The sequence below is a fragment of the Sanguibacter gelidistatuariae genome, from assembly GCF_900096585.1.
Classification (GTDB): Bacteria; Actinomycetota; Actinomycetes; order Actinomycetales; family Cellulomonadaceae; genus Sanguibacter; species Sanguibacter gelidistatuariae.
This window is the reverse complement of record NZ_FMYH01000002.1, coordinates 215,809-236,285: the sequence shown is the minus strand read 5'-3', so window position 1 is coordinate 236,285 and position 20,477 is coordinate 215,809. Positions and strand designations below refer to the sequence as shown.

General features: G+C 68.3%; 18 protein-coding genes and 4 tRNA genes. 12 read left to right on the top strand and 10 right to left on the bottom strand.

Annotated features, from left to right (window positions below):
- Positions 1-4: 4 nt before the first annotated feature.
- Both BLQ50_RS05860 and BLQ50_RS05855 read right to left on the bottom strand, forming a co-directional pair.
- Positions 5-334, bottom strand: a complete 330-nt coding sequence (locus BLQ50_RS05860; RefSeq protein WP_175559038.1) for a hypothetical protein — start codon at positions 332-334, stop codon at positions 5-7.
- A 1,013-nt stretch (positions 335-1,347) separates the two neighbouring features.
- Positions 1,348-1,995 carry a type IV toxin-antitoxin system AbiEi family antitoxin domain-containing protein gene (locus BLQ50_RS05855; RefSeq protein WP_093182030.1) on the bottom strand — a complete coding sequence of 216 codons (648 nt, stop codon included), beginning with the start codon at positions 1,993-1,995 and terminating at the stop codon, positions 1,348-1,350.
- A gap of 396 nt (positions 1,996-2,391) precedes the next feature.
- Here BLQ50_RS05855 and BLQ50_RS05850 point away from each other — a divergent pair, with 396 nt between their 5' ends.
- Positions 2,392-2,880, top strand: coding sequence for a hypothetical protein (locus BLQ50_RS05850; RefSeq protein ID WP_093182028.1), 489 nt, complete (start codon positions 2,392-2,394; stop codon positions 2,878-2,880).
- Positions 2,881-3,001: 121 nt separating this feature from the next.
- A complete protein-coding gene (locus tag BLQ50_RS18575; RefSeq protein ID WP_175559037.1) occupies positions 3,002-3,169 on the top strand; it encodes a hypothetical protein in 168 nt (55 codons plus the stop codon).
- Positions 3,170-3,540: 371 nt separating this feature from the next.
- Here BLQ50_RS18575 and BLQ50_RS05840 read toward each other — a convergent pair.
- From BLQ50_RS05840 to BLQ50_RS05830, 3 genes are all read right to left on the bottom strand, one after another.
- Positions 3,541-3,615: transfer RNA gene (locus BLQ50_RS05840), tRNA-Val, on the bottom strand.
- Between the two features lie 22 nt (positions 3,616-3,637).
- Positions 3,638-3,708, bottom strand: a tRNA-Cys gene (locus BLQ50_RS05835).
- Between the two features lie 44 nt (positions 3,709-3,752).
- Positions 3,753-3,824, bottom strand: a tRNA-Gly gene (locus tag BLQ50_RS05830).
- Between the two features lie 221 nt (positions 3,825-4,045).
- Here BLQ50_RS05830 and BLQ50_RS05825 point away from each other — a divergent pair.
- From BLQ50_RS05825 to BLQ50_RS05815, 3 genes are all read left to right on the top strand, one after another.
- Positions 4,046-5,164, top strand: coding sequence for a chorismate-binding protein (locus tag BLQ50_RS05825; RefSeq protein ID WP_093182025.1), 1,119 nt, complete (start codon positions 4,046-4,048; stop codon positions 5,162-5,164).
- A complete protein-coding gene (locus BLQ50_RS05820) occupies positions 5,161-6,018 on the top strand; it encodes an aminotransferase class IV (protein WP_093182023.1) in 858 nt (285 codons plus the stop codon). The genes BLQ50_RS05825 and BLQ50_RS05820 overlap by 4 nt, the downstream gene beginning before the upstream one ends.
- A gap of 142 nt (positions 6,019-6,160) precedes the next feature.
- Positions 6,161-6,232, top strand: a tRNA-Val gene (locus BLQ50_RS05815).
- A gap of 491 nt (positions 6,233-6,723) precedes the next feature.
- Here the strand turns inward: BLQ50_RS05815 and BLQ50_RS05805 are convergent.
- Positions 6,724-7,119 carry a hypothetical protein gene (locus BLQ50_RS05805; protein WP_093182020.1) on the bottom strand — a complete coding sequence of 132 codons (396 nt, stop codon included), beginning with the start codon at positions 7,117-7,119 and terminating at the stop codon, positions 6,724-6,726.
- Positions 7,120-7,311: 192 nt separating this feature from the next.
- On the opposite strand from BLQ50_RS05805, the gene BLQ50_RS05800 reads away from it, so the two are divergent.
- Positions 7,312-8,403, top strand: a complete 1,092-nt coding sequence (locus BLQ50_RS05800) for a DNA glycosylase AlkZ-like family protein (RefSeq protein ID WP_093182593.1) — start codon at positions 7,312-7,314, stop codon at positions 8,401-8,403.
- Positions 8,404-8,421: 18 nt separating this feature from the next.
- Here BLQ50_RS05800 and BLQ50_RS05795 read toward each other — a convergent pair whose 3' ends face one another.
- Positions 8,422-9,783: a DEAD/DEAH box helicase gene (locus BLQ50_RS05795; RefSeq protein ID WP_093182591.1), complete on the bottom strand. Its 1,362-nt coding sequence runs from the start codon at positions 9,781-9,783 to the stop codon at positions 8,422-8,424.
- A 443-nt stretch (positions 9,784-10,226) separates the two neighbouring features.
- Entirely contained in the window at positions 10,227-11,699 is a 1,473-nt protein-coding gene (locus tag BLQ50_RS05790; RefSeq protein ID WP_093182019.1) for an MFS transporter, read from the bottom strand.
- A gap of 114 nt (positions 11,700-11,813) precedes the next feature.
- Between BLQ50_RS05790 and BLQ50_RS05785 the strand changes: the two genes are divergently transcribed.
- From BLQ50_RS05785 to BLQ50_RS05760, 6 genes are all read left to right on the top strand, one after another.
- Positions 11,814-12,458: a TetR/AcrR family transcriptional regulator gene (locus tag BLQ50_RS05785; protein ID WP_217629111.1), complete on the top strand. Its 645-nt coding sequence runs from the start codon at positions 11,814-11,816 to the stop codon at positions 12,456-12,458.
- A gap of 80 nt (positions 12,459-12,538) precedes the next feature.
- Positions 12,539-13,558, top strand: coding sequence for a LacI family DNA-binding transcriptional regulator (locus BLQ50_RS05780; protein WP_093182017.1), 1,020 nt, complete (start codon positions 12,539-12,541; stop codon positions 13,556-13,558).
- Between the two features lie 237 nt (positions 13,559-13,795).
- Positions 13,796-15,532 carry a glycoside hydrolase family 13 protein gene (locus tag BLQ50_RS05775; protein WP_175559036.1) on the top strand — a complete coding sequence of 579 codons (1,737 nt, stop codon included), beginning with the start codon at positions 13,796-13,798 and terminating at the stop codon, positions 15,530-15,532.
- A gap of 2 nt (positions 15,533-15,534) precedes the next feature.
- Entirely contained in the window at positions 15,535-16,941 is a 1,407-nt protein-coding gene (locus BLQ50_RS05770; RefSeq protein ID WP_093182014.1) for an ABC transporter substrate-binding protein, read from the top strand.
- Positions 16,942-17,027: 86 nt separating this feature from the next.
- Complete coding sequence (locus BLQ50_RS05765; RefSeq protein WP_093182012.1) at positions 17,028-17,990, top strand: carbohydrate ABC transporter permease; 963 nt, start codon at positions 17,028-17,030, stop codon at positions 17,988-17,990.
- A 46-nt stretch (positions 17,991-18,036) separates the two neighbouring features.
- Positions 18,037-18,996, top strand: coding sequence for a carbohydrate ABC transporter permease (locus tag BLQ50_RS05760; RefSeq protein WP_093182587.1), 960 nt, complete (start codon positions 18,037-18,039; stop codon positions 18,994-18,996).
- A gap of 81 nt (positions 18,997-19,077) precedes the next feature.
- On the opposite strand, the gene BLQ50_RS05755 is transcribed toward BLQ50_RS05760, so the two are convergent.
- Both BLQ50_RS05755 and BLQ50_RS05750 read right to left on the bottom strand, forming a co-directional pair.
- Positions 19,078-19,719, bottom strand: a complete 642-nt coding sequence (locus BLQ50_RS05755) for a malonic semialdehyde reductase (protein WP_093182010.1) — start codon at positions 19,717-19,719, stop codon at positions 19,078-19,080.
- A gap of 61 nt (positions 19,720-19,780) precedes the next feature.
- Positions 19,781-20,455: a GAP family protein gene (locus tag BLQ50_RS05750; protein WP_093182008.1), complete on the bottom strand. Its 675-nt coding sequence runs from the start codon at positions 20,453-20,455 to the stop codon at positions 19,781-19,783.
- Positions 20,456-20,477 lie beyond the last annotated feature (22 nt).

Genomic DNA, 20,477 nt, shown 5'->3' with positions numbered 1-20,477 from the left:
CTGCCTACGGGGCGACTCCAGCCAAGGGGTGGGAGGTGCTCGGCGCGGGGGTGGGCGTTCTCGATCTGCCGCTTCCGGTAGCGCGCAGTGCCCACAGGATCGACACGACGTCGACGCCTTCCTGGAGCCAGGCGCCGACGACGGCGGGAAGGACACCGAAGGCGGCGACGATCATGAGCGCCACACTGAGGCTGATGCCGACCCAGATGCTCTGCAGGGCCACAGTCACCGTTTCCCGGCCGACCGACAGTGCCGTTGCCACCAGCGAGATGTCGTCGCGGAGGATCACCACATCGGCCGATTCGCTGGCCGCGGTCGAGCCGCGCGCTACCATCGCGATTCCCACGGCCCTGTGCCGACGATCGGGTACTACAAGTGGGAGGTGCTGCCGGACGGCAAGCAGCCGCGATTCATCCAGCTGGCGCCGACCTCCTGACGGCCGTCGGTCTGTACGCCCCGCGCAATGACCCGGCCACGGCGGAGTGGAGTTCGCTGGTGCCTACCGGCGGGGGCGCCGTCCTCGCCGTCAGCCAGGCCCGGCCCTTCCGCTCGGGTGGGAGAGGCGCGCCGGCACTGCGACCATGGATGGTACTCGGCGAAGGCAACGGGGTCGGTGACAGCGGCGTCTGGTGCTGTATGCGCCTTGGGCCTTATCTCCACGGAACCGATCTGCTGACGACTAGCGAGTGGCTCCCTGCCAGCGGGGAGTCTCCTAGTGAAGGGTGCGCTGCAATGGAGTTCGACGTTCCGAGTACGCTGGTCCAACTGCTCTTCGTGCGGGCTGCTTGGGGTCTCGGCGGCCCCCCTGGGCTTCCCCATCCGTCGCCACCCCCGGACACGGGGGCGTCCGCCCGTCCCGATGCAGCTGATCTCGATGTCGCGTGGTCGGCGCTCTGGTGGGCTGCCGCTCTCGGTGAGCAGACGAGCGACGATCAGTCGTGGCGGACCGTCCTCGGTGCTGGCGGGATCGAAGTGGACGCGCTGCGGGAGTGGTCGAACGCGACACGGCAGCGGATCAACACAGACGTACTCGGACAGGGGCGTCCTCCGCGAAGCACACCCCTAGCGAGCCGAGCTCAGAGCGGTGAGGCCGCAGGGCTTGCCTCGATAGTCGTCATTCCCATTGAAGGTTGGTACGCGGCGCGTGTCGCGGCCCACCGCCTTGTGGTCTCTGAAGCGACGTACCTCGACGACACCAAGTGGGCCGAGGCACTCGCCGTCGGGTAGCAGAATGAGGGAGTCCAGCACCGCCGCCGGCTGGAGGCCCTGCACTCAGGTCCCGCGCCGACCGGATAGTTGATGGTCCTCGGTCCATCAGGGCTCGACCGGAGGTGTACACCTGCTCCGTCACTGGTCCATCCTCGTGTGGGTGCGCGTCAGTATTTCGACCAGCGCCGCCCCGCTCGGTTCGCCGCGGCGAGCCGCGGCATTCTCGAGCGCTACCGCGAGTGTGCGGCGATCGGTGAGGCCGAGGCGCAGGGCGTCGGCGGTGACGGTGGCGACGTGGTCGTTGTCGTGCCCGATGGCGAGCAGGTCGGCGATCGTGCGGGCCGCAGTGGTGACCGGGAGCCCGGCGGCGATGGTGACCTCGGAGGCATCCAGGACGGCGCGGCGCATCCGAACGCCGACGCGCCGGGACTGGAACCGGTCGGGCAGGAGGAACTCGTGCTCATCGGCGAGGAGATCGCCTAGTCCGTGCAGTTGGGCGGCGGAGCTGTGGGAGACGACGCCGGCGCTGGGCAGATCGGCCAGTCGCTCCTGGACCGAGCGGGCCGGCTGGAGGGCGAGCCACGCGGACCGTAGCGGGAGGAGATGGTCGCCCTGGACGGCGGGGGAGGCGTAGACCCCGTACTCGAGCCGGTCGAGCAGGCCAGCGTCGACCATCCGTGAGAGCTGCATGCGAGATAGCCCCTGCGTCTGCGCCTGGGCGGCCGTGAACAGGCCCCACTGGGCCGCAGCGAGCTCGTTCGCTCGCACAATCACCGCCGTTCGCATGTTGCAACTGTAACGGTCATAGTGTTACAGATGAAGCGATCGTCGGGTTTGAAGGTGTCATGCCTTGGGCGAGAGCCGGCGCGAGCCCGGGGTGTTCCATTTCTCACCGGCACTCTTCGCTCCCCAGGTCCACCCCACAGCACGAGGCTTCAGTTCGAGGCCGCTCCTGTTTGAGTCCAGGAGAATACTCACATGCCCACGAGGATCGATTGGGACTGCCCCAGGTTTGGTACGACCGCCGCCGACCTCACGTCCGCAGCGCGGGGCTGCCCTCGGCCGCCGCACTCAAGGCATACCGCGGCCGCGACGAATCCGTCGCGGCGTAGCCGGAAATCATACTGAACTGTCTCAGAAGCTTGACGGGCGCGGTGGACCCCGCGGCGATACGCTCGCCAGGTGACCCAGACGCCGCTGGTGCAGCAAGCGCATCACTTGGCGGGGGCGATCTACGGGACGATCCTGGCGACGAGCGTGGTGGCCGCTGCCGGCCACGATCCCGAGACGATCGACCGGGCCGCGCTCCTGGTCTTTGGCACCTCCGTGATTTTCTGGCTGGCCCACGTCTACTCGCTCGGACTCGCTGCGCGCATGGTCCTGCGCAGGCCGATCCGACGCGACGAGCTGATCTCCCTGGCGCGCGCGGAGTGGCCGATGCTGCAGTCGTCCTGGCCTATTTTGCTGGCGCTCATGCTCGGGGTTGTCGGCGTCATCGATCGCGCAACGGCGGTCGTGGTTGCGCTGGTGGTAGGCATCGTGGCGTTGTTCGCCTATGGGTTGGTGATCGGCAGGCAAGAGGACATGGGGTGGCCGCGCGCGCTGCTCAACGCCATGATCGCGGGCATGTTCGGGTTGGCCATCCTGGCGCTCAAGGTGTTCGCGCACTGAATCGAACGAGTCTGGCGTCGCACACCTCGAGATTCGCTTTCCCGATCGACATCGCGCACCGACCAGCAGATCAGTGGGTGACGCGCTGACGAAAAGCTGGCATCGCAGATACGACGGTGACGTGGCGATCGAAGAGAACCTGCTGCCACCCTCAATGGGTATGGATGGCGTCGACGAAGTCACGGTCCTGCCACGGCACAGCGGTGCGACCGGTGGAAGATTTCTTGTCATTGTCGGTGCCTTCGACCTCTTGATCGAGACCCGCAGCGTCCAGTTCATTCGGGACTGATGGGGGTCCAGGTCGTTTGCTGGGCCATTGGGCACGCAGGAATGTCTACCCGACCTCCTGCACCGCCCACTCAACGTCGCGAGCCCGTTCCTCGGCCGTGCAGATGTCCAGATCGCTGCCGACGGCAACGGCTACGGCCACGTCTTCGAAGCCGTCTCGCGCGAGGCCATGGTCGTCGCGGGACAGCCTGCGCGAGTCCCTGCAGGGGCCAGTAGAGACTCTCTCGCCGGCACCGTTCGCCACCCAGATCCACACCCGTCCAGGGAAATCTTCCAGAACCGGTAGGGGTACAGGTAGGGGTACGCACCCACCAGCGAACGCAAGAGGCCGCCTCGGATTCTTCCGAGACGGCCTCTGACCTGCTGTCATGCTGGTGGGCGATACTGGGATCGAACCAGTGACCTCTTCCGTGTCAGGGAAGCGCGCTACCGCTGCGCCAATCGCCCATGTGAAATTAGCTGTGCTGCGAGGTGGAGACGGGATTCGAACCCGTGTGGACGGCTTTGCAGGCCGCTGCCTCGCCTCTCGGCCACTCCACCGTTGAGATCTATCCTTCGGGCTTGCGCTTGAAGATTTCTCTCCGAGCGGACGACGGGATTCGAACCCGCGACCCTCACCTTGGCAAGGTGATGCTCTACCACTGAGCCACGTCCGCATGCTCTCGAACGCACTGGCATCTCTCCAGCGTTTTCGGCGCGTCACAGACTCTAATGGAACTTTGCCGTCGGCGTCCAACTGGCTCCCACCGGTCGGGGGCTAGCCGCGGAAACCTGCGGGAGAGTGGTCGTGGCGTGTGGACGATCCGGCGGTCGGTAGCGTTGAGGGGTGGATGGATACGCACGTTTCGCAGGTATCGAGGCTCGTCAGCCGGTCGAAATGGTTGATCTGCGCGTGGAGCCGGAGGCGATCACCCGCGGTGGTGTCTGGTTTGTCGTCGCCGAGTTCGCCGGCCCCGCCCGGGCCTGGCGCTTCGCTGACGTGACGCGTACAGGTGGATCTCTCGGGTCCACGCCGACCCAGGTGGCCGTGGACGCGCCCGCCTGGACGGGTCCGGACGCGGCAGCGTGGGTGTCGTCGCTCTCGCGGAGCGGGTACACGGACGCAGTCTCCGCTGTGCGGGACTACATCCGCGACGGTGAGGTCTACCAGGCCAACATCTGCCGGGTGCTCAGCGCTCCCCTACCCCGGACTGGGGAGGGGGAGGAGCCGGACGCCAGTGCCCTCGCGGCGATCCTCGCCGCGGGCAACCCCGCGCCCTACCAGGGCGTTATCCACGTGCCCCATGCCCAGAGTGCGGACGGGAGCCCGGTTCTCGACCCGGTGTGGGTGGTCACAGCCTCGCCCGAGCTCTTCCTCCGCGTCGACGGCCTCAACGGCACCGGCGGCGAAGGCCCCGCCGTCATCATCTCCGGTCCGATCAAGGGCACCGCGTCGACGGCCGCGGGCCTGGCCTCCAAGGACGAGGCGGAGAACATCATGATCACCGACCTGGTCCGCAACGACCTGCAGCGCATCTGCGCCCCGGGCACGGTCGCCGTGACCGGCCTGCTCGAGGTGGAGCACCACCCCGGTCTGGTCCACCTCGTGTCCACAGTCACCGGCGAGCTGCTCGAGGACGCGGCGACCGCCCCCGACGTCTGGCGCACGATTCTGGAGGCGACGTTCCCACCTGCGTCGGTCTCCGGTGCGCCGAAGTCCTCCGCGCTGGCGATCATCGACGAGCTCGAGACCGCCCCGCGCGGCCCCTATTGCGGCGCCGTCGGCTGGATCGACGCAGACCGCGGCACGGCCGAGCTTGCCGTCGGCATCCGGACGTTCTGGTGGACCGAGGACGCGGATCCCCGCAGTCTGCCCGACGCCGCCACCGGACGCCTGCGCTTCGGCACCGGCGCGGGCATCACGTGGGGCAGCGACCCGCAGGGGGAGTGGGAGGAGACCGAGCTCAAGGCCGCCCGGTTGATCGCCCTGGCCTCAGCGCACACACTGAGGCCATGACTGTGGTGATCTGGAAAGACGGGCGCTTCCTGACGCCCGAGGAACCCGCGCTGAGCGCCGTCGACCACGGCGTCACGGTCGGCGACGGCCTCTTCGAGACGTGCGCCGTCTACGGCGGCCAGGCCTTCGCCCTCAGCCGGCACCTGCGCCGGCTGGCGCGCTCCGCGGCCGGCCTGGGCCTGGAGGCGCCCGACGAGGCCATGGTGCGTCGCGGCGTCGGGCAGGTGCTGGAGCGGGCGGGGGAGCAGGCCGGGCGGCTGCGCATCACGGTGACGGCCGGGGCGGCGCCGCTCGGGTCGATGCGCGGCGACGGGCCGTTGTCGGTGCTCGTGGCGGCCGGGCCGGTCGGGCCCGCGGCGGTGACCAACCGCGTGGTGCGTCTGCCATGGGTGCGCAACGAGCGTTCGGCCGTCGCGGGGCTCAAGACGACCTCCTACGCCGAGAACGTCGTCGGCTACGCCTACGCCGCGGCGCGCGGGGCGGACGAGGGGCTGCTCGCCAACACCGTGGGGGCGCTGTGCGAGGGGACCGCCTCGAACGTCTTCGTCGAGCGCGACGGCGAGCTGCTCACCCCGCACCTGACCACCGGGCCGCTCGCGGGCATCACCCGCGAGCTGCTGCTCGAATGGGGCGTCGAGGAGGGCCTGCCCGTGCGCGAGGCTCGTCCCGACGAGCTCCCCTTCACCGTGCTCGACGACGTAGCGACCGGCCGCGTGCACCTCGCCCTGGCAGGCAGTATCCGCAACGTCGTCCCGGTCGTCGCCCTCGACGGCCAGGGGTGCGCGCCGGGGCCGCTGTGCCTGGCCGCGCAGGAGCTGTTCACCCGGCGCGCTGGCGAGCAGATCGACCCTTGATGCGCCCGTCGCGGTGGCCGCAGCGGGACCCAGTTCGCTTCTGAGGGCAATCTCCGGTTACGCTCTTCCACGGATACCGCACACGCGGAGTTCACCGGCACGAACGGTGCTGGCGAGCGTTTGCGTGAGGTGTTCGCCAATCGGGCGATTGGCGCAGTGGTAGCGCGCTTCGTTCACACCGAAGAGGTCACTGGTTCGAACCCAGTATCGCCCACGAGTATTACCGCAGGTCAGAGGCCGTTTCTGATATCAGCAGAAGCGGCCTTTTGCGTATCCGAGAGGGTCCATACCCCAACTCGTACCCCAACTGGCTCACACTTGGTGGCGATGATGGCCCTATTCCCCGGCTGCGATCGGGGTTGGCACTGCTGCTTCGTCGTCATCGGATCAACGTTGCATGGGAAGCGCTGACGGCCTTGAGGTGGATGCCGCCGTCGAGCATGGTGGTGTGTGGAGCGTGACCTTCGCCGGCAGACCGGCCGCGGCCGTTGCGACCTTGAACGCCCGCAGGGAGTTGCGGGGGTCGATCGGGCCGCCCGCCTCGGTGGTGAACACGAACCCGTTGTCCTCCCACCTGTCCACGCCGTCGGGCCGCCTTGGCGGATCGCGTTGGCGACCTCGATCGCCAGGGTGAGTCGTTGCCCGCTGCCGTCGAGCAGCATGATCGTCTGCTCGGCCTGGCGTCCCCCTTGGGTGCGAGCTGTCTCAGCGGATCGGGATGACTGGCTCGACCACGTCAGTCAAGCTGTCCCAGGGAACCGTGGCATTCCACCAAGCGATCCCTGGATCAGGGTCTGGCTCAAAAGCAGGGTGTATCGGTTGTTCCTCCGAACCGCCGATGTAGTAGATCCACGCGGTCTTCGTCGTTGGGAACACTTGATAGACGCTCACGTAGATGCCATTGAAGTTCGCATAGGACCGGACGGTGTAGAGCTCGGAGACGTTGGCGCGCGAAATCCTCATCTTCCAACGGTCGCCTTGCGACCGCGCCCATCCTTGCGGGCACGGCTGCGTTCGTGGCAAGAAGAGAGTCACCATGTCGCCGTGAACCCTCACCTGGTACTCGACCCCATCGACGATGCCGTAATCACCAGCCCTCATGGCAGCAGGATACAGCCGGCACTAGCCGCCCCATCGACTGTGGTGACCTCGATGGCCCCGAAGGTCGACGGGATCGTGCTGTTGCCTGCTCGCCAGGAGGTGTGCGTGGCGCGACCTGGTGGGCAGCGGCGCGATGCCCAGAACTCGGCCGTGTCCGTCGTCGCCCTCGCACAGTGTCGGTACCGTCGTCCCATGGAGCCGCATCGCCTCGACCCTCGCACCGCCCGTCGTATCGCGATCAGTTCGCAGCTGCTGGCCTCCACGCGGCCGACGAGCCTGAGCGACGTCGTCCGGCACCTCACCCTGTTGCAGATCGATCCCACGGCTGCGATCGCCCCGACTGCCGACCTCGTGGCGTGGAGCAGGCTCGGGTCCGCGTATCGGCCGGCCGATCTGACCCACGCCCTCGAGCAGGAGCGCAGCCTCTTTGAGCTTGATGCCCTCGTGCGCCCGATGGAAGACCTCGGACTCTTCCGGGCGGCGATGGCGGCGTGGCCGCAAGGCCCACGATCGCGGAGCTGGCTGGAACAGAACGCGAGCTTTCACCGCGACATCCTGAATCTGTTTTCCCGGTCGACGAGGCCGCTCTTGTCGCGCGAGATCCCCGACACGAGCATCGTCCCGTGGCAGTCGTCGGGGTGGACCCACCAGCGCAACGTCGGCCAGATGCTCGAGTTCATGGCGATGCGCGGGGAGATCGCCATTGCCGCGCGGCGGGGACGCGAACGGCTGTGGTCCCTCGCCGAGCGTGTCTACCCGTCTCAACCAACGCCCGTGCTCACTGCGGAAGAATCATTGCGTGTGCGCGACGAACGGCGCCTCGTCGCGCTCGGTATCGCACGAGCCAAGTCGACAAAGATGCCGCTCGAGCCCGTCGATGTGGGGGAGGCCGGCGAGCCGGCCGTGATCGACGGGGTGCCGGGCGTCTGGCGCGTCGACCCGGCCGCGCTCGGCCAGGCTTTCGACGGTCGGACAGCCCTGCTCTCGCCGTTCGACCGGCTCATCTACGACCGCGTGCGTGCCCAGCAGCTCTTCCAGTTCGAATACACGCTCGAGATGTACAAACCCAAGGAGAAGCGTCGCTGGGGGTACTTCGCGCTGCCGATCCTTCACGACGATCGCCTCGTGGGAAAACTCGATGCCACAGCCGACCGGAAGTCGGGGGTGCTCACCGTGCACACGATCCACGAGGACCTCCCGTTCACGGCAGGTACCCGTGACGCCGTGCAGCGAGAGATCCTCGATCTCGCGACCTGGCTCGAGCTCGAGACGATCCACCGCTGAGGGAGCGGCAGGAGACACTCAGCCGCGACGCTGCCCACCGGCGCGCTTGCTCTTTGACGCGATACCGCTACGAGCGGGGCGAGCCCCACCGGATGCCGAACCAGCGCCCGCAGGAGCTGTGGCGGTGCTGCTACCGGCGTTCGCGCCGGATGCGCCGGATGCTCGGGCTGAGCGCGCGGCCTGGCCGGACCCCGTCTTCCCTGAAGGCCTCACGTAGGCGGCGACCTCACCCACAAGCCGCTTGATCACGGCATCACCAGCGCTCACGGGTTGGGGCTTCGCACTGATCTTGGCGAGCCGCGTCAGGTCGCGCACCTCGCCGTGCTGCTCGGGGAGCATGATGGTGACGACGTCGCCACCCTGGCCGGCACGCGCGGTGCGGCCCGAACGGTGCAGGTACGACTTGTGCTCGGCCGGCGGGTCCACGTGGACCACCAGCTCGATCCCGTCGACGTGGATACCGCGCGCGGCGACGTCCGTGGCGACGAGCACCTTGACGACGCCCGAGGAGAACGCCTCGAGATTGCGCTCACGGGCGTTCTGGGCGAGGTTGCCCTGCAGCTCCACGGCGGGGATGCCCTGGGCGGTGAGGGCCTTCGCCAGGTTCTTGGCCTCGTGCTTGGTGCGCGTGAACAGCACCCGGCGCCCCTCACCCGAGGCCAGGTGGGAGACGACAGCGTACTTCGTGGCGGCGTCGGGCACGGCGAAGATGTGGTGGGTCATGGCGGACACGGGGGACTGCGCGCTGTCGACCGAGTGGACGGCCGGCCGGTCGAGGTAGCGCTCGACGAGCTCGTCCACCCCGTTGTCCAGGGTGGCGCTGAACAGCATGCGCTGCCCGCGCCTGGGCGTCTTCGCCATGATGCGCTTGACGCCGGGCAGGAACCCGAGGTCGGCCATGTGGTCGGCCTCGTCGAGGACCGTGATCTCGATGCAGTCCAGCGTGAGGACCTTCTGCTTGAGCAGGTCCTCAAGACGGCCGGGGCAGGCGATGACGATGTCGACGCCGCCGTTGAGCGCCGAGACCTGGCGGCCCTGCGCGACGCCGCCGAAGATCACCGTGGTGACGAGGCCGAGGGCCCTGGCGAGCGGCTCGACGGTCGCGTTGATCTGGTTGGCGAGCTCGCGCGTGGGGCACAGCACGAGGGCGCGCGGACGGCGGACCGGGCGCTTGGTGCTCGACGCCGCGAGCCGCGTGACCATGGGGAGCGCGAACGCGAGCGTCTTGCCCGATCCCGTTTGGCCGCGGCCGAGCACGTCCTTGCCTGCCAGGGTGTCAGGAAGCGTCGCGACCTGGATGGGGAAGGGGCTGGTGATGCCCTGGTCGGTGAGCTTCTGGCGCACGGCGGCTGGTAGGGCGAAGTCGTGGAAACTCGTCATGGACATGGTGCCTCTCGTGCCCGTACCGACGCAGAACGCCATGCGTTCTGCCAAGGGGACCGGGCTGTTGGTCGGGTTCGCCGCATGAGATGGCCGTGTGCTCGATTGTGACTCAACCAAGGCCGACCGGCGGGAACTGCACGACGTCGGGCGCGCATCATGCACTGCGCTGCGCCTCCATTGTGCCCGACTCCTTTCGTCGGCATCACGGGACGTGGCGACGATGAGGCAGGGTGACCGGTCTGGCCCTGCGGCTCTGGTAGCCATTCCTGGATATGTCATCGTCGGCCCGAGCGACGATGATGGAAGCCTGCCCGGGGGCATCACCGTCGCGCAGCTCGAAATGCTGATCGAGGCGCAGGCACGTGGAGACGACGCCGCACCGGATCGAGGCTGTCCTACGGGCTCGATCCGGTGCGGCGGGGTTCGTGGAGGCGATGCGCCTAGCGGGCCATCTCCAGCTGTCGTTCGTCGTCGGGAGAGAGAAGCTCCTGGACTTGACGCTTGGACGGCGCGGCCAGGGCGGCGATGATCGCGATGACACCCACCCCGATGCAGACGACGAACCCGATGGTGAAGGCGGCGTCGGTGGGCATGCCTTCCGGCGTGGAGTGCGACGTGATTAGCGCGGCGATCACTGCGGTGCCGATGCTGCTGCCGATCGTCCGTGCGACGGTGTTGACGCCGATCGCCTCACCGGTCTGTTCGGCTGGGACGGCCTCGATGAGGGCGTTGGACATCGAGGCGAAGGCCAGGCCGACCCCCGCGCCGGTGAGCAGACCGGAGACCACCAGCTGCCAGTCCTGGCCGTGAGACATGGCCGGGAGGATGAATGCGGCGGTGACCAGGACTGCGCCGACGACCATGGGCGGCTTTGCGCCGACCTTGCGCACGAGGATCCCTGCGACCGGTCCGAAGACGACCATCATCACGACGGTGGGCAGCAGGAACAGACCCGCCTGGGAGACCGACTTGCCGAAGCCGTAGCCCGTCATCGCCGGCAGCTGGAGCAGGGTCGGCACGAGGACGAAGGTGCCGAACATCGCGAAGCCAAACGCGACCGCGACGACGTTGGCCGTCCAGACGCCCCGGATCTTCATCAGCCGTACATCGACGAGGGGGTCGGTGACCCGGAGCTCGATGAGGATGAACGCGACCATCGCGATCACGCCAAGGGCGAGGAGGCCGAGCGTCCTGCCCGAGCCCCAGCCCCATTCCTGTCCCTTGCCGATCGCGAGAAGGATCGCCACGAGCGAGATCGCCAGAGCGGCGGTGCCGGCGAGGTCGAGGCGCCCGGGCGTACGCACGGGGGATTCCTTCGTGCCGAAGATGATGCCCAGCAACGCGATCGCCACGAGGACGAGCGGGAACCAGAACAGCCAGTGCCACGAGAGGTGATCCACGATCGGACCGGCGGCGACGATGCCGACGCCAGCGCCGACTCCGAAGATCGCGGAGAGGAGTCCGATGGTCACGCCGACCTTCTCGGGCGGTAGCTCATCGCGCACGATGCCGATCGACAAGGGCAGGACCGCGCCAGCGGCGCCCTGCAGCGTGCGGGCGACGATGAGGACCCCGAGGGTGGGGGCGAGCGCGGCGACCAGGGTGCCGACGAGGAGGACTGCGAGCACGGCGATGAGAGTTCGGCGTTTGCCGATCATGTCGCCGAGTCGGCTGACGACCGGCGTCAGCACCGCCGCGGACAGCAGGTATGCGGTGAGGACCCAGCTGGCGTCGCTGGTCGAGACACCCAGGTCATGCCCGATCGTGGAGAGTGCCGGGGCGACCAGAGACTGCAGAACGGCAAATGAGAGCCCGCCCAGTGACAGGTAGAGGACGAGCGCGGTGGTGTTGACCTTGCGGCCGGTGGCGTGTGGAGCCAGGCCCGCAATGGGCTCTTCGATCGTGTGAGACATGACGCTCCGGTATGTAAACGGTTGCTGACTTGTAGATGGTAGTCCGATCTGACGTCATGTCAACGGACGTTTACCCACGGGGTAGGCTCGTCCGTACCAACACCAAGGAGAGCCATGAACGCCGGAACCCCAGCGCCCATGCCCGACCCAGGCGCCACCGGGAGCGGTCGCTCCCGTGACGCAGGCAACACCCGCCAGCTCCTGCTCGCGGCGGCGCGATCTCGCTTCGCTCGGGACGGCTACGCGGCCACGACCGTTCGGGACATCGCGGCAGACGCCGGGGTGAACGTGGCGCTCATCAATCGCTACTTCACGTCCAAGGAGGGCCTCTTCGAGGCGTGCTTGTCGCGTGCGGCGCAGGACCTCGGCCGCGCTGACGCCACCGATATGACCATCGACCAGGTCGTGGCCTCCGTGCTCAGGGGGGCGATGAACTCACGCGGCGACGACGGACGAGCGCTGCAGATGCTCCTCCTGCTTCGCTCCTCTGGCGACGAGGGGGCCGACACCATCCGACGCAACATCCTCCAGTCCTTCGCCGAGCGGATGGCCGTCGCAGCAGGATGGCGCCCTTCGGGGATCGACGCCGAGCGGCTCCTGCTCCGTGCTCAGATCGCCCTGTCGGCCGCCCTGGGAATCGTCCAGCTCCGCTCGACAGGGCTGGAACCGCTGGCCTCGGCCACGGAGGACGAGCTCGGCGCGCAGCTGCGCGACGTCTTGACAGCCTTGCTGTCCAGTCCGAGCGACTCGCGTCCCTGACCCAGATTCACCGCACCGTCTCCGGCCGACGGCGCGGCGTCGAGCACGGAAGCAGGTCGCCCCTGAGTACAGTGGACGCCATGTCCAAACGTCTGGCCGAGGTGGCCCAGAAGGTCGGTGTCAGCGAGGCGACCGTGAGCCGGGTGCTCAACGGCAAGCCCGGCGTCTCCCAATCCACGCGCGACACGGTGCTCACGGCGCTCGACATCATGGGGTACGAGCGGCCCACCAAGCTGCGCGGCGAGCGTGGGCGGCTCGTCGGCCTGGTCCTTCCTGAGCTGACCAACCCCATCTTCCCAGCGCTCGCCGAGGTGCTCGGAGGCGCGCTCGCCCAGGCCGGGTTCACGCCGGTCCTGTGCACCCGTACGGCGGGCGGGGTGAGCGAGTCCGAATACATGGACCTGCTGCTCGGCCAGCAGGTCTCGGGCGTGATCTTTGCCGGCGGGCAGTACACCGAGCGGCGCGCCGACCACTCCCACTACGAACGGCTCGATGACCTCGGGCTGCCGGTCGTGCTGATCAGCGGGGCGATCGAGTCGCTGCACTTCCCCTCTGTCTCGTGCGACGACGTCGTGGCGATGCAGCTCGCCTTCGAGCACGTCATGTCACTCGGGCACGAGAAGATCGGCCTGCTGCTCGGCCCGGCAGACCACATCCCCTCTGAACGCAAGCTCGCGGCGGCGCAGGCGCTCGCGGCCCGTCACGGCATCTCGCTGCCCCCTGCGCAGGTGGTGCACAGCGACTATTCCCTGGAGAGTGGGCAGGCGACCACGAAGCGGATGCTGGAGTCGGGGGTCACGGCGATCGTCTGCGCCTCCGACCCGTTGGCGCTCGGCGCGATCCGGGCGGTGCGGCGCGCCGGCCTCGAGGTGCCCGATGACGTGTCGGTCGTCGGCTTCGACGACTCCTCCCTGATGAACTCGGTCGATCCGGCGCTGACGACGGTCCGTCAGCCGATCGAGCCGATGGGGCGCGCCGCCGTCGGGCTGCTGACCCAGATGGTTGCGGGACTGGATGTGGCCCGCGACGAGCTGCTCTTCGAGCCTGAGCTTGTGGTGCGACGCTCGACGGCGCCGGTGCGCACGGTGAGCGTCGGCTGACCGCGGCCACGGGACGGCGGATTCCGCCGCGTCGAGCGTGACCGGAGGCCGTCCCCGCTGGGGGCGGCCTCCGGTGTTCCTGGGCCGGCCAGCGTGGGCGAGAAACATCCTATGTCTCATTTCAATAACTGTAATGTCAAGTTCTTGCGTACTTCGCGTTAAAGAATTACGTTGGGTTCAGAAGCAGGGACCGCGAAGGTGCGACTCCCACACCCCAACGACGAGGAGCCCGCGACCGTGGAGCCCACCACTCACCGCAGCGCACTCACGACCCACGACTGGTGGCGCCACGGCGTCATCTACCAGGTGTACGTGCGCAGTTTCGCCGACGGCGACGGTGACGGCACCGGAGACCTCGCCGGGGTCCGCAGCCGCCTGCCGTACCTGCGCGACCTCGGCGTCGACGCCATCTGGTTCACCCCCTGGTACGTCTCCCCGCTCGCCGACGGCGGCTACGACGTCGCCGACTACCGCGCGATCGATCCCCAGTTCGGCACCCTGGCCGAGGCAGAGCTGCTCATCGCCGAGGCGGCGGCCCTCGGGATCCGCACGATCGTCGACGTCGTGCCAAACCATGTCTCGATCGAGCACCCCTGGTTCACGGCCGCCCTGGCGGCCGGGCCCGGCTCGCCCGAGCGGGAACGGTTCTGGTTCCACCCGGGCAAGGGTGAACATGGCGAGCAGATCCCCACCGGCTGGGTCTCTGACTTCCAGGGCAACACCTGGACGCGCACCACGAACCCGGACGGCACGCCGGGGGAGTGGTACCTGCACCTGTTCACCCCCGAGCAGCCCGACCTCAACTGGAACCACCCCGACGTGCGCCGCGAGCACGAGGACATCCTGAAGTTCTGGTTCGATCGTGGGGTCGCCGGCATCCGGATCGACTCGGCCGCGCTGCTCATCAAAGACCCGGCCCTGCCCGAGGTCCCCGAGAATCCCCGCCCCGGCCAGCACCCGCACGTCGACCGGGACGAGCTGCACGACGTCTACCGCTCGTGGCGTGCCGTGGCCGACTCCTACGAGGACCCGCGCGTCCTCGTCGGGGAGGTCTGGCTGCCGGACATCGAGCGCTTCGCGAAGTACCTGCGGCCCGACGAGATGCACACGGCCTTCAACTTCGACTTCATGGCCCGGCCCTGGGACGCGCGGTCGATGCGGGCCTCCATCGAGACGACCCTCGACGCGCACGCATCCGCGAACGCCCCGGCCACCTGGGTCCTGTCCAACCACGACGTGACCCGCCCGGTCACCCGGTACGGCCGGGTGGACAGCTCCTTCGCCTTCCTCGCCAAGCGCTTCGGCATCACCACCGACCTCGACCTGGGCCGACGACGGGCCGCAGCGGCTGCCCTGCTGACCGCGGCGCTCCCCGGGTCCCTCTACATCTACCAGGGCGACGAGCTGGGCCTGCCTGAGGCCGAGGACCTGCCGCGGGATGCCATCCAGGACCCCATGCACTTCCGGTCCCAGGGTGTCGACCCGGGGCGTGACGGGTGCCGCGTGCCGCTCCCGTGGTCGGGGACGCTGCCGCCCTTTGGTTTCAGCCCCGACGGCGCCACCGGCGAACCGTGGCTCCCACAACCCGCGGACTGGGCCGGGCTCACAGTCGAGGCCCAGCACGTCGATCCGTCCTCGATGCTCAACCTCTACCGGGCCGCGCTCGCCATCCGCCGGGCCGAGCCCGCACTCGCCGAGGCACCGCTCGAGTGGCTGCCGACCTCGCCGGGTGCCCCCGACATCCTTGCCTTCCGCCGCGGCGACGTGGCCTGCATCGTCAACCTCGGTCCCGAGGCAGTCGACCTGCCCGGGTACGCCGAGCTCCTGCTCGCGAGCGCCCCGCTCGTGGCCGGTCGGCTCGGGTCCGACGACGCGGCCTGGCTGCGTCTGGCCCCAGAACCTTCCCCGGCAGCATCTCAACCGCTTTCCACATCGCGACCTGGCGACCGCCAGGCGCACCTCACAAAGGAGTGATGATGAGGTTCAACCGTTCCACCTCGGTGGCACTGGCCGGCGTCCTGTCATTGGGCCTGCTGACCGCATGCAGCAGCTCGAGCGACGACTCGACCACCACGAAGCCCTCCGGAACCGCGGGCGCGGACCAGGTGACCATCACGGTCGCCGGTCTCGAGCCGGGTGCCAAGCAGGATGCCGTCGACCAGCTCAACGCACGGGTCGCGGCCTTCGAGACGAAGTACCCGGACATCAAGGTCGAGCCGCAGGAATACAAGTGGTTGGCCTCGACCTTCACCACGCAGCTGGCCGGGGGTACCCTGCCGACCGTGTTCGAGATCCCGCTCACGGACGGCAAGACGCTCATCCAGAACGGGCAGCTCGCCGACATCGACGCGCAGTTCAAGGAGCTGTCCTACGCGGGCGACTTCAACAAGGAGGCGCTCGCTGCCGGCACCGGCGACGACGGCAAGGTCTATGCCATCCCGGCCAAGTCCTTCTACGACGTCACGCTGCACTACAACCGTGACCTGTTCACCCAGGCAGGCCTGGACCCGGACAAGCCGCCGGCGACCTGGGACGAGATCCGCACCGACGCGAAGGCCATCTACGACGCGACGGGTGTCCCGGGATACGGCATGATGGCGCTCGACAACGCCGGTGGCTGGCAGCTGACCGCGGCCGCCTACTCCCGTGGCGGGCGGGTGCAGACCACGGACGGCAAGACGTACACCGCGACCCTCACCGACCCGGCCGTCAAGGCACAGCTGCAGTGGCTCAAGGACCTGCGCTGGGAAGACAACTCGATCTACCCGGGCGCTGACCTCGGGTGGGGCGACATCAACGCCGCCTTCGCGGCAGGCCAGATCGCGATGTTCACGTCCGGCTCGGACATCTACAACGCGCTCGTCGAGAACAACGGCGTGACGGCCGACTTCCCCTACGGCCTCGCCCCGATCCCGGTCGAGGGCGCCGACGCCGGCGCGCTCACCGGAGGAACGTTCGCTGCTGTCAAGGTCGATGCGACCGACGCGGAGAAGGAGGCAGCGGTCAAGTGGATCGACTTCTGGTACCTCAGCCCGCTGCTCGACCAGACGCAGGCCGTGGACAACGCTACGACCCGGGCCGCGGCGAACCAGGCCGTGGGAACCCCCGTGCTGCCGATCTTCAGCCGCGACCAGTACGAGCTCTCGCTCTCCTGGGTCAAGGACCAGATCAACGTGCCCCTCGATCACATGAAGCCGTACACGGACGTCATGTTCGACCAGCCGCTCGTGGGTGAGCCCAGCCGGTCGACGCAGCCGACCTACGGGCTGCTCTACCCGATCGTCCAGGCGGTCCTGACCGACAAGAACGCGGACATCGATGCCCTGCTCGCCACCGCGAACACGCAGGACCAGGCGCTCATCGACCAGGGCAAGGAAGAATGACCCGCTGAGTTGAACACCGACCTGCCCGACCGGACCTCCGGTCGGGCAGGTCGCCTCCCGTACCTCCCGATAGAAGGTTGTTCCGCATGTCCAAGGACGTCGTCGTCCCCGTGAGCCCGCCACCACGCGGAGGCAAGGTCCGGGAGCGGGCGCGGCCCCGCAACCCGCTGACCTGGGTCCGCGGGGGTGGTCTCAGCTCGCTCCTGTTCGCTTTGCCGCTCCTGGTGATCTTCGGCGTCTTCTCCTGGTTGCCGATCGTCAAGGCACTGATCATGAGCTTCCAGGAGACCACCTTCGTGGGCGCCGCGACGTGGGTGGGCTGGGACAACTTCCAGAACGTGCTCAACGACCCGCTGCTGCCGATCGCGATCCGCAACACCGCGTGGTTCGCGCTCCTCGCACTGATCTTCGGCTACCCGATCCCGCTGCTGGCCGCGGTGCTCATGAGCGAGGTCCGCAAGCGCAAGGGACTGTTCTCCGCACTGGCCTACCTGCCGGTCGTGGTGCCCCCGGTGGTCGCGGTCATGCTGTGGAAGTTCTTCTACAACCCCACGAAGTTCGGGGTCTTCAACACGATCCTCGGGTGGGTCGGCATCGACCCGGTGCCCTGGCTGCAGGATCCCCACCTGGTCATGCCGTCGCTCGTGCTCCAGGCGACCTGGGCCGCCGCGGGCGGCACGGTCATCATCTACCTCGCAGCCCTCACCGGAGTGCCTCCCGAGCTGTACGACGCCGCCGAGGTGGACGGCGCCACGGTCTGGACAAAGATCTGGCACGTGACGCTCCCGCACCTGCGGGGGGTGCTGTTCATCACCTTCATCCTGCAGATCATCGGGACGGCGCAGGTCTTCCTGGAGCCGTACCTGTTCACCGGCGGCGGGCCGAACAACGCCACCGTGACCATCCTGCTCCTCGTCTACAAGTACGCCTTCGGAAACAGTCTGGGCGCCCAGTACGGCGAGGCGACGGCGCTCTCGCTCCTGCTGGCGATCTTCCTCGCCGTGATGTCCATCGTGTACTTCCGTATGACCAAGCGTTGGAGCAGCTGACGTGACCAACACCGACACCACGACCAATACCTCTGGAACTCCGAACATGGCTCAGGTCCCCGATCCCGGACGGAGGGGTGCCCCCCCGTCACGCCCACCTGCGCGTCGCCGCCGCGCAACCCCCGAGCCGGACGACCGCTCGGCGATCTCGACGGCCGACTGGCGGCGCCACGGGGTCCGCCGGACCTGGCGGACGATGCACGTCGTCATGCTGATCATCTTGGTCGTGTGGTGCCTGGGACCGCTCCTGCTGCTCGCCAAGTTTGCGATCACGCCCACCCAGGACATCCTGCGGACTCCGCTGAAGATCTTCCCGAACGGGATCGCGTGGGACAACCTCGACAAGGCGTGGAACGACGTCCACATCAGCAAGTACTTCCTCAACACCGTCTACGTTGCCGCCGGGTCCTGGTTCATGCAGATCCTCGTGGCGACGACCGGTGGGTATGTGCTGTCCGTGCTCCGACCCCGGTGGGCCAAGTACATCAACGGGGCGGTCCTGGCGACCCTGTTCGTGCCCGCGGTCGTGCTGCTCGTACCGCTCTACCTGATCGTGCTCAACCCGCCCGTCGTCGGACACTCGATGCTCAACACGTTCTGGGCAGTGTGGCTGCCCGCGGGTGCCAGCGCCTTCAACGTGGTGCTCGTGAGCCGGTTCTTCGACAACCTGCCGCGTGAGGTCTTCGAGGCCGCCCGGGTGGACGGAGCCGGTCCGTTCCGGCTGTTCCGCTACATCGTGCTCCCGATGAGCAAGCCGATCCTGGGGGTTGTGTCCGTCTTCGCGGTCATCGCGTCCTGGAAAGACTTCCTCTGGCCCCTGCTGGTGCTGCAGAACCCCGACCTCCAGCCACTCTCGGTCAGGTTGCCCTCGCTCGAGAACACGACCGACAAGGGGGTGCTCATGGCAGCCCTCGCGATCTCGACCGTCCTGCCGATCGTGCTCTTCCTGGTGTTCCAGCGGGTCTTCCTGCGCGGGGCCGGGCTGGGCGGTGCCGTCAAGGGGTGATGCACGACGACGCGCTGGTCCGCCCGGGTGGGCGGGCCAGCGCGTCGTCGTGTGCGGTACGTGCGTCAGGCGATGCGTGCGTCAGACGGTGAGGGAGACCTCGTCGAAGCGCAGGCGCGTCTGGCGGGGGTGCGAGGCGCCCTCGCCGGCGGGCGTGCCGACGTTGAGGACGATCAGGGACTTCCAGCCGTTCTCGGCGAAGAACTCGGCGTCGACCCCGGCGGCGTCGAAGCCGCCCATCGGCCCGACATGCAGACCGGCCGCGCGCAGGCCGACGATGAAGTACCCGACCTGGATGAGCGCGGACGTGCGGGCCATCCCGCCGCGCATCTCCTCGCCGGCGGCGTCGAAGCGCTCGCGCGCGCCCTCCATGTGGGGTGCGAGGACTGCGAGGTGCTCGTGGAAGTTCGGGTCCGCGGCCGCGACGATGGTCAGCGGGGCGGCCAGGGTCTTAGCCTTGTTGCCATCGCCCAGGTGCTCGGTCAGGCGCGCGCGGGCTGCGGCGTCGCGCACGATGAAGAGGCGCAGCGGCAGCGTGTTCAGCGCGGTGGGTCCCCAGCGCACGAGGTCGTAGGCGGCCTGGATCTTCTCGTCCGGAACGGCCTCGTCGACAAAAGTGTTGACGGTGCGCGCCTCGCGGAAGAGCAGGTCAGCGGTCGCGGCGTCGATCTCGAGCAGGTCGTCGAAGGCGGCGTCGACTGGGGTGAAGGTTTCGGTAGTCATGCAGGTGACAACCGCGGGGGACCCCGTTGCGCTTCCCAGATGGCGTGTGACATGCGGCACGTCAGGACAGTGCGGTGATGGCGTCCCCGATCATCTTGGAACCGAGGACGAGGAGCAGGACCGCCATGATCGTGGCGTTGTTCTGGGTCATCCAGGACTTGAGCCCCTCGAGGACGGAAGCCGCGCGCGATCCCAGGACGAGGTACACCACGAGCGGGGTGGCTACACCGATGCTCGCGACCACCACGAAGACCACGAGCGCGCCGAGCTGCTCGCTCGTGGACGCAGTCGCCTGCGCGATCGTCGCGGCGCCGGAGACGACGAGCAGCAGGTTCTTCGGGTTGATCGCGCCGAGCAGGAAGGCCAGGGCGAAGGCTTTGACGGCCGTGAAGGAGTCGATGGCTGCCATCCATTTCGGCGCCGGTGGGGTCGAGCCGGGGGCCGGCCGGGCGCGCCACTCCTTGACGGCCAGGGCCAGCAAGCCCAGACCGAGGACGAGCTTGAGGATGCTCGTCCAGGTCGGCGGCTCGGCGTCGGCGGAGTTGTGAGCCCCGCCGACGAGCAGGACGACGAGCGTCCCGACGAGCGCGATCCCCACGACCCAGCCGAGCAGGAAGGCGAGGCCGTTGGTCCCCCCGTGCCGGCCGACGAGCATGAGGACGACCGCGATGATCGCCGTCGGGGTGATGAGCACTCCGACGGCTATCGGCAGCGACTGGCCGATGGCTGCGCCCATGTCCCCTCCCGTCGTCGACCGT

Excerpts from the sequence above, each read along its gene's own strand:
- BLQ50_RS05755 (WP_093182010.1), bottom strand. The coding sequence starts at position 19,719 with ATGACTACCGAAACCTTCACCCCAGTCGACGCCGCCTTCGACGACCTG.
- BLQ50_RS05760 (WP_093182587.1), top strand. The coding sequence starts at position 18,037 with ATGGCTCAGGTCCCCGATCCCGGACGGAGGGGTGCCCCCCCGTCACGC.
- BLQ50_RS05765 (WP_093182012.1), top strand. The coding sequence starts at position 17,028 with ATGTCCAAGGACGTCGTCGTCCCCGTGAGCCCGCCACCACGCGGAGGC.
- BLQ50_RS05820 (WP_093182023.1), top strand. The coding sequence starts at position 5,161 with ATGACTGTGGTGATCTGGAAAGACGGGCGCTTCCTGACGCCCGAGGAA.
- BLQ50_RS05860 (WP_175559038.1), bottom strand. The coding sequence starts at position 334 with ATGGTAGCGCGCGGCTCGACCGCGGCCAGCGAATCGGCCGATGTGGTG.
- BLQ50_RS05800 (WP_093182593.1), top strand. The coding sequence starts at position 7,312 with ATGGAGCCGCATCGCCTCGACCCTCGCACCGCCCGTCGTATCGCGATC.
- BLQ50_RS05750 (WP_093182008.1), bottom strand. The coding sequence starts at position 20,455 with ATGGGCGCAGCCATCGGCCAGTCGCTGCCGATAGCCGTCGGAGTGCTC.
- BLQ50_RS05825 (WP_093182025.1), top strand. The coding sequence starts at position 4,046 with ATGGTTGATCTGCGCGTGGAGCCGGAGGCGATCACCCGCGGTGGTGTC.
- BLQ50_RS05770 (WP_093182014.1), top strand. The coding sequence starts at position 15,535 with ATGAGGTTCAACCGTTCCACCTCGGTGGCACTGGCCGGCGTCCTGTCA.
- BLQ50_RS05855 (WP_093182030.1), bottom strand. The coding sequence starts at position 1,995 with ATGCGAACGGCGGTGATTGTGCGAGCGAACGAGCTCGCTGCGGCCCAG.
- BLQ50_RS05790 (WP_093182019.1), bottom strand. The coding sequence starts at position 11,699 with ATGTCTCACACGATCGAAGAGCCCATTGCGGGCCTGGCTCCACACGCC.
- BLQ50_RS05805 (WP_093182020.1), bottom strand. The coding sequence starts at position 7,119 with ATGAGGGCTGGTGATTACGGCATCGTCGATGGGGTCGAGTACCAGGTG.
- BLQ50_RS05780 (WP_093182017.1), top strand. The coding sequence starts at position 12,539 with ATGTCCAAACGTCTGGCCGAGGTGGCCCAGAAGGTCGGTGTCAGCGAG.
- BLQ50_RS05785 (WP_217629111.1), top strand. The coding sequence starts at position 11,814 with ATGAACGCCGGAACCCCAGCGCCCATGCCCGACCCAGGCGCCACCGGG.
- BLQ50_RS05795 (WP_093182591.1), bottom strand. The coding sequence starts at position 9,783 with ATGACGAGTTTCCACGACTTCGCCCTACCAGCCGCCGTGCGCCAGAAG.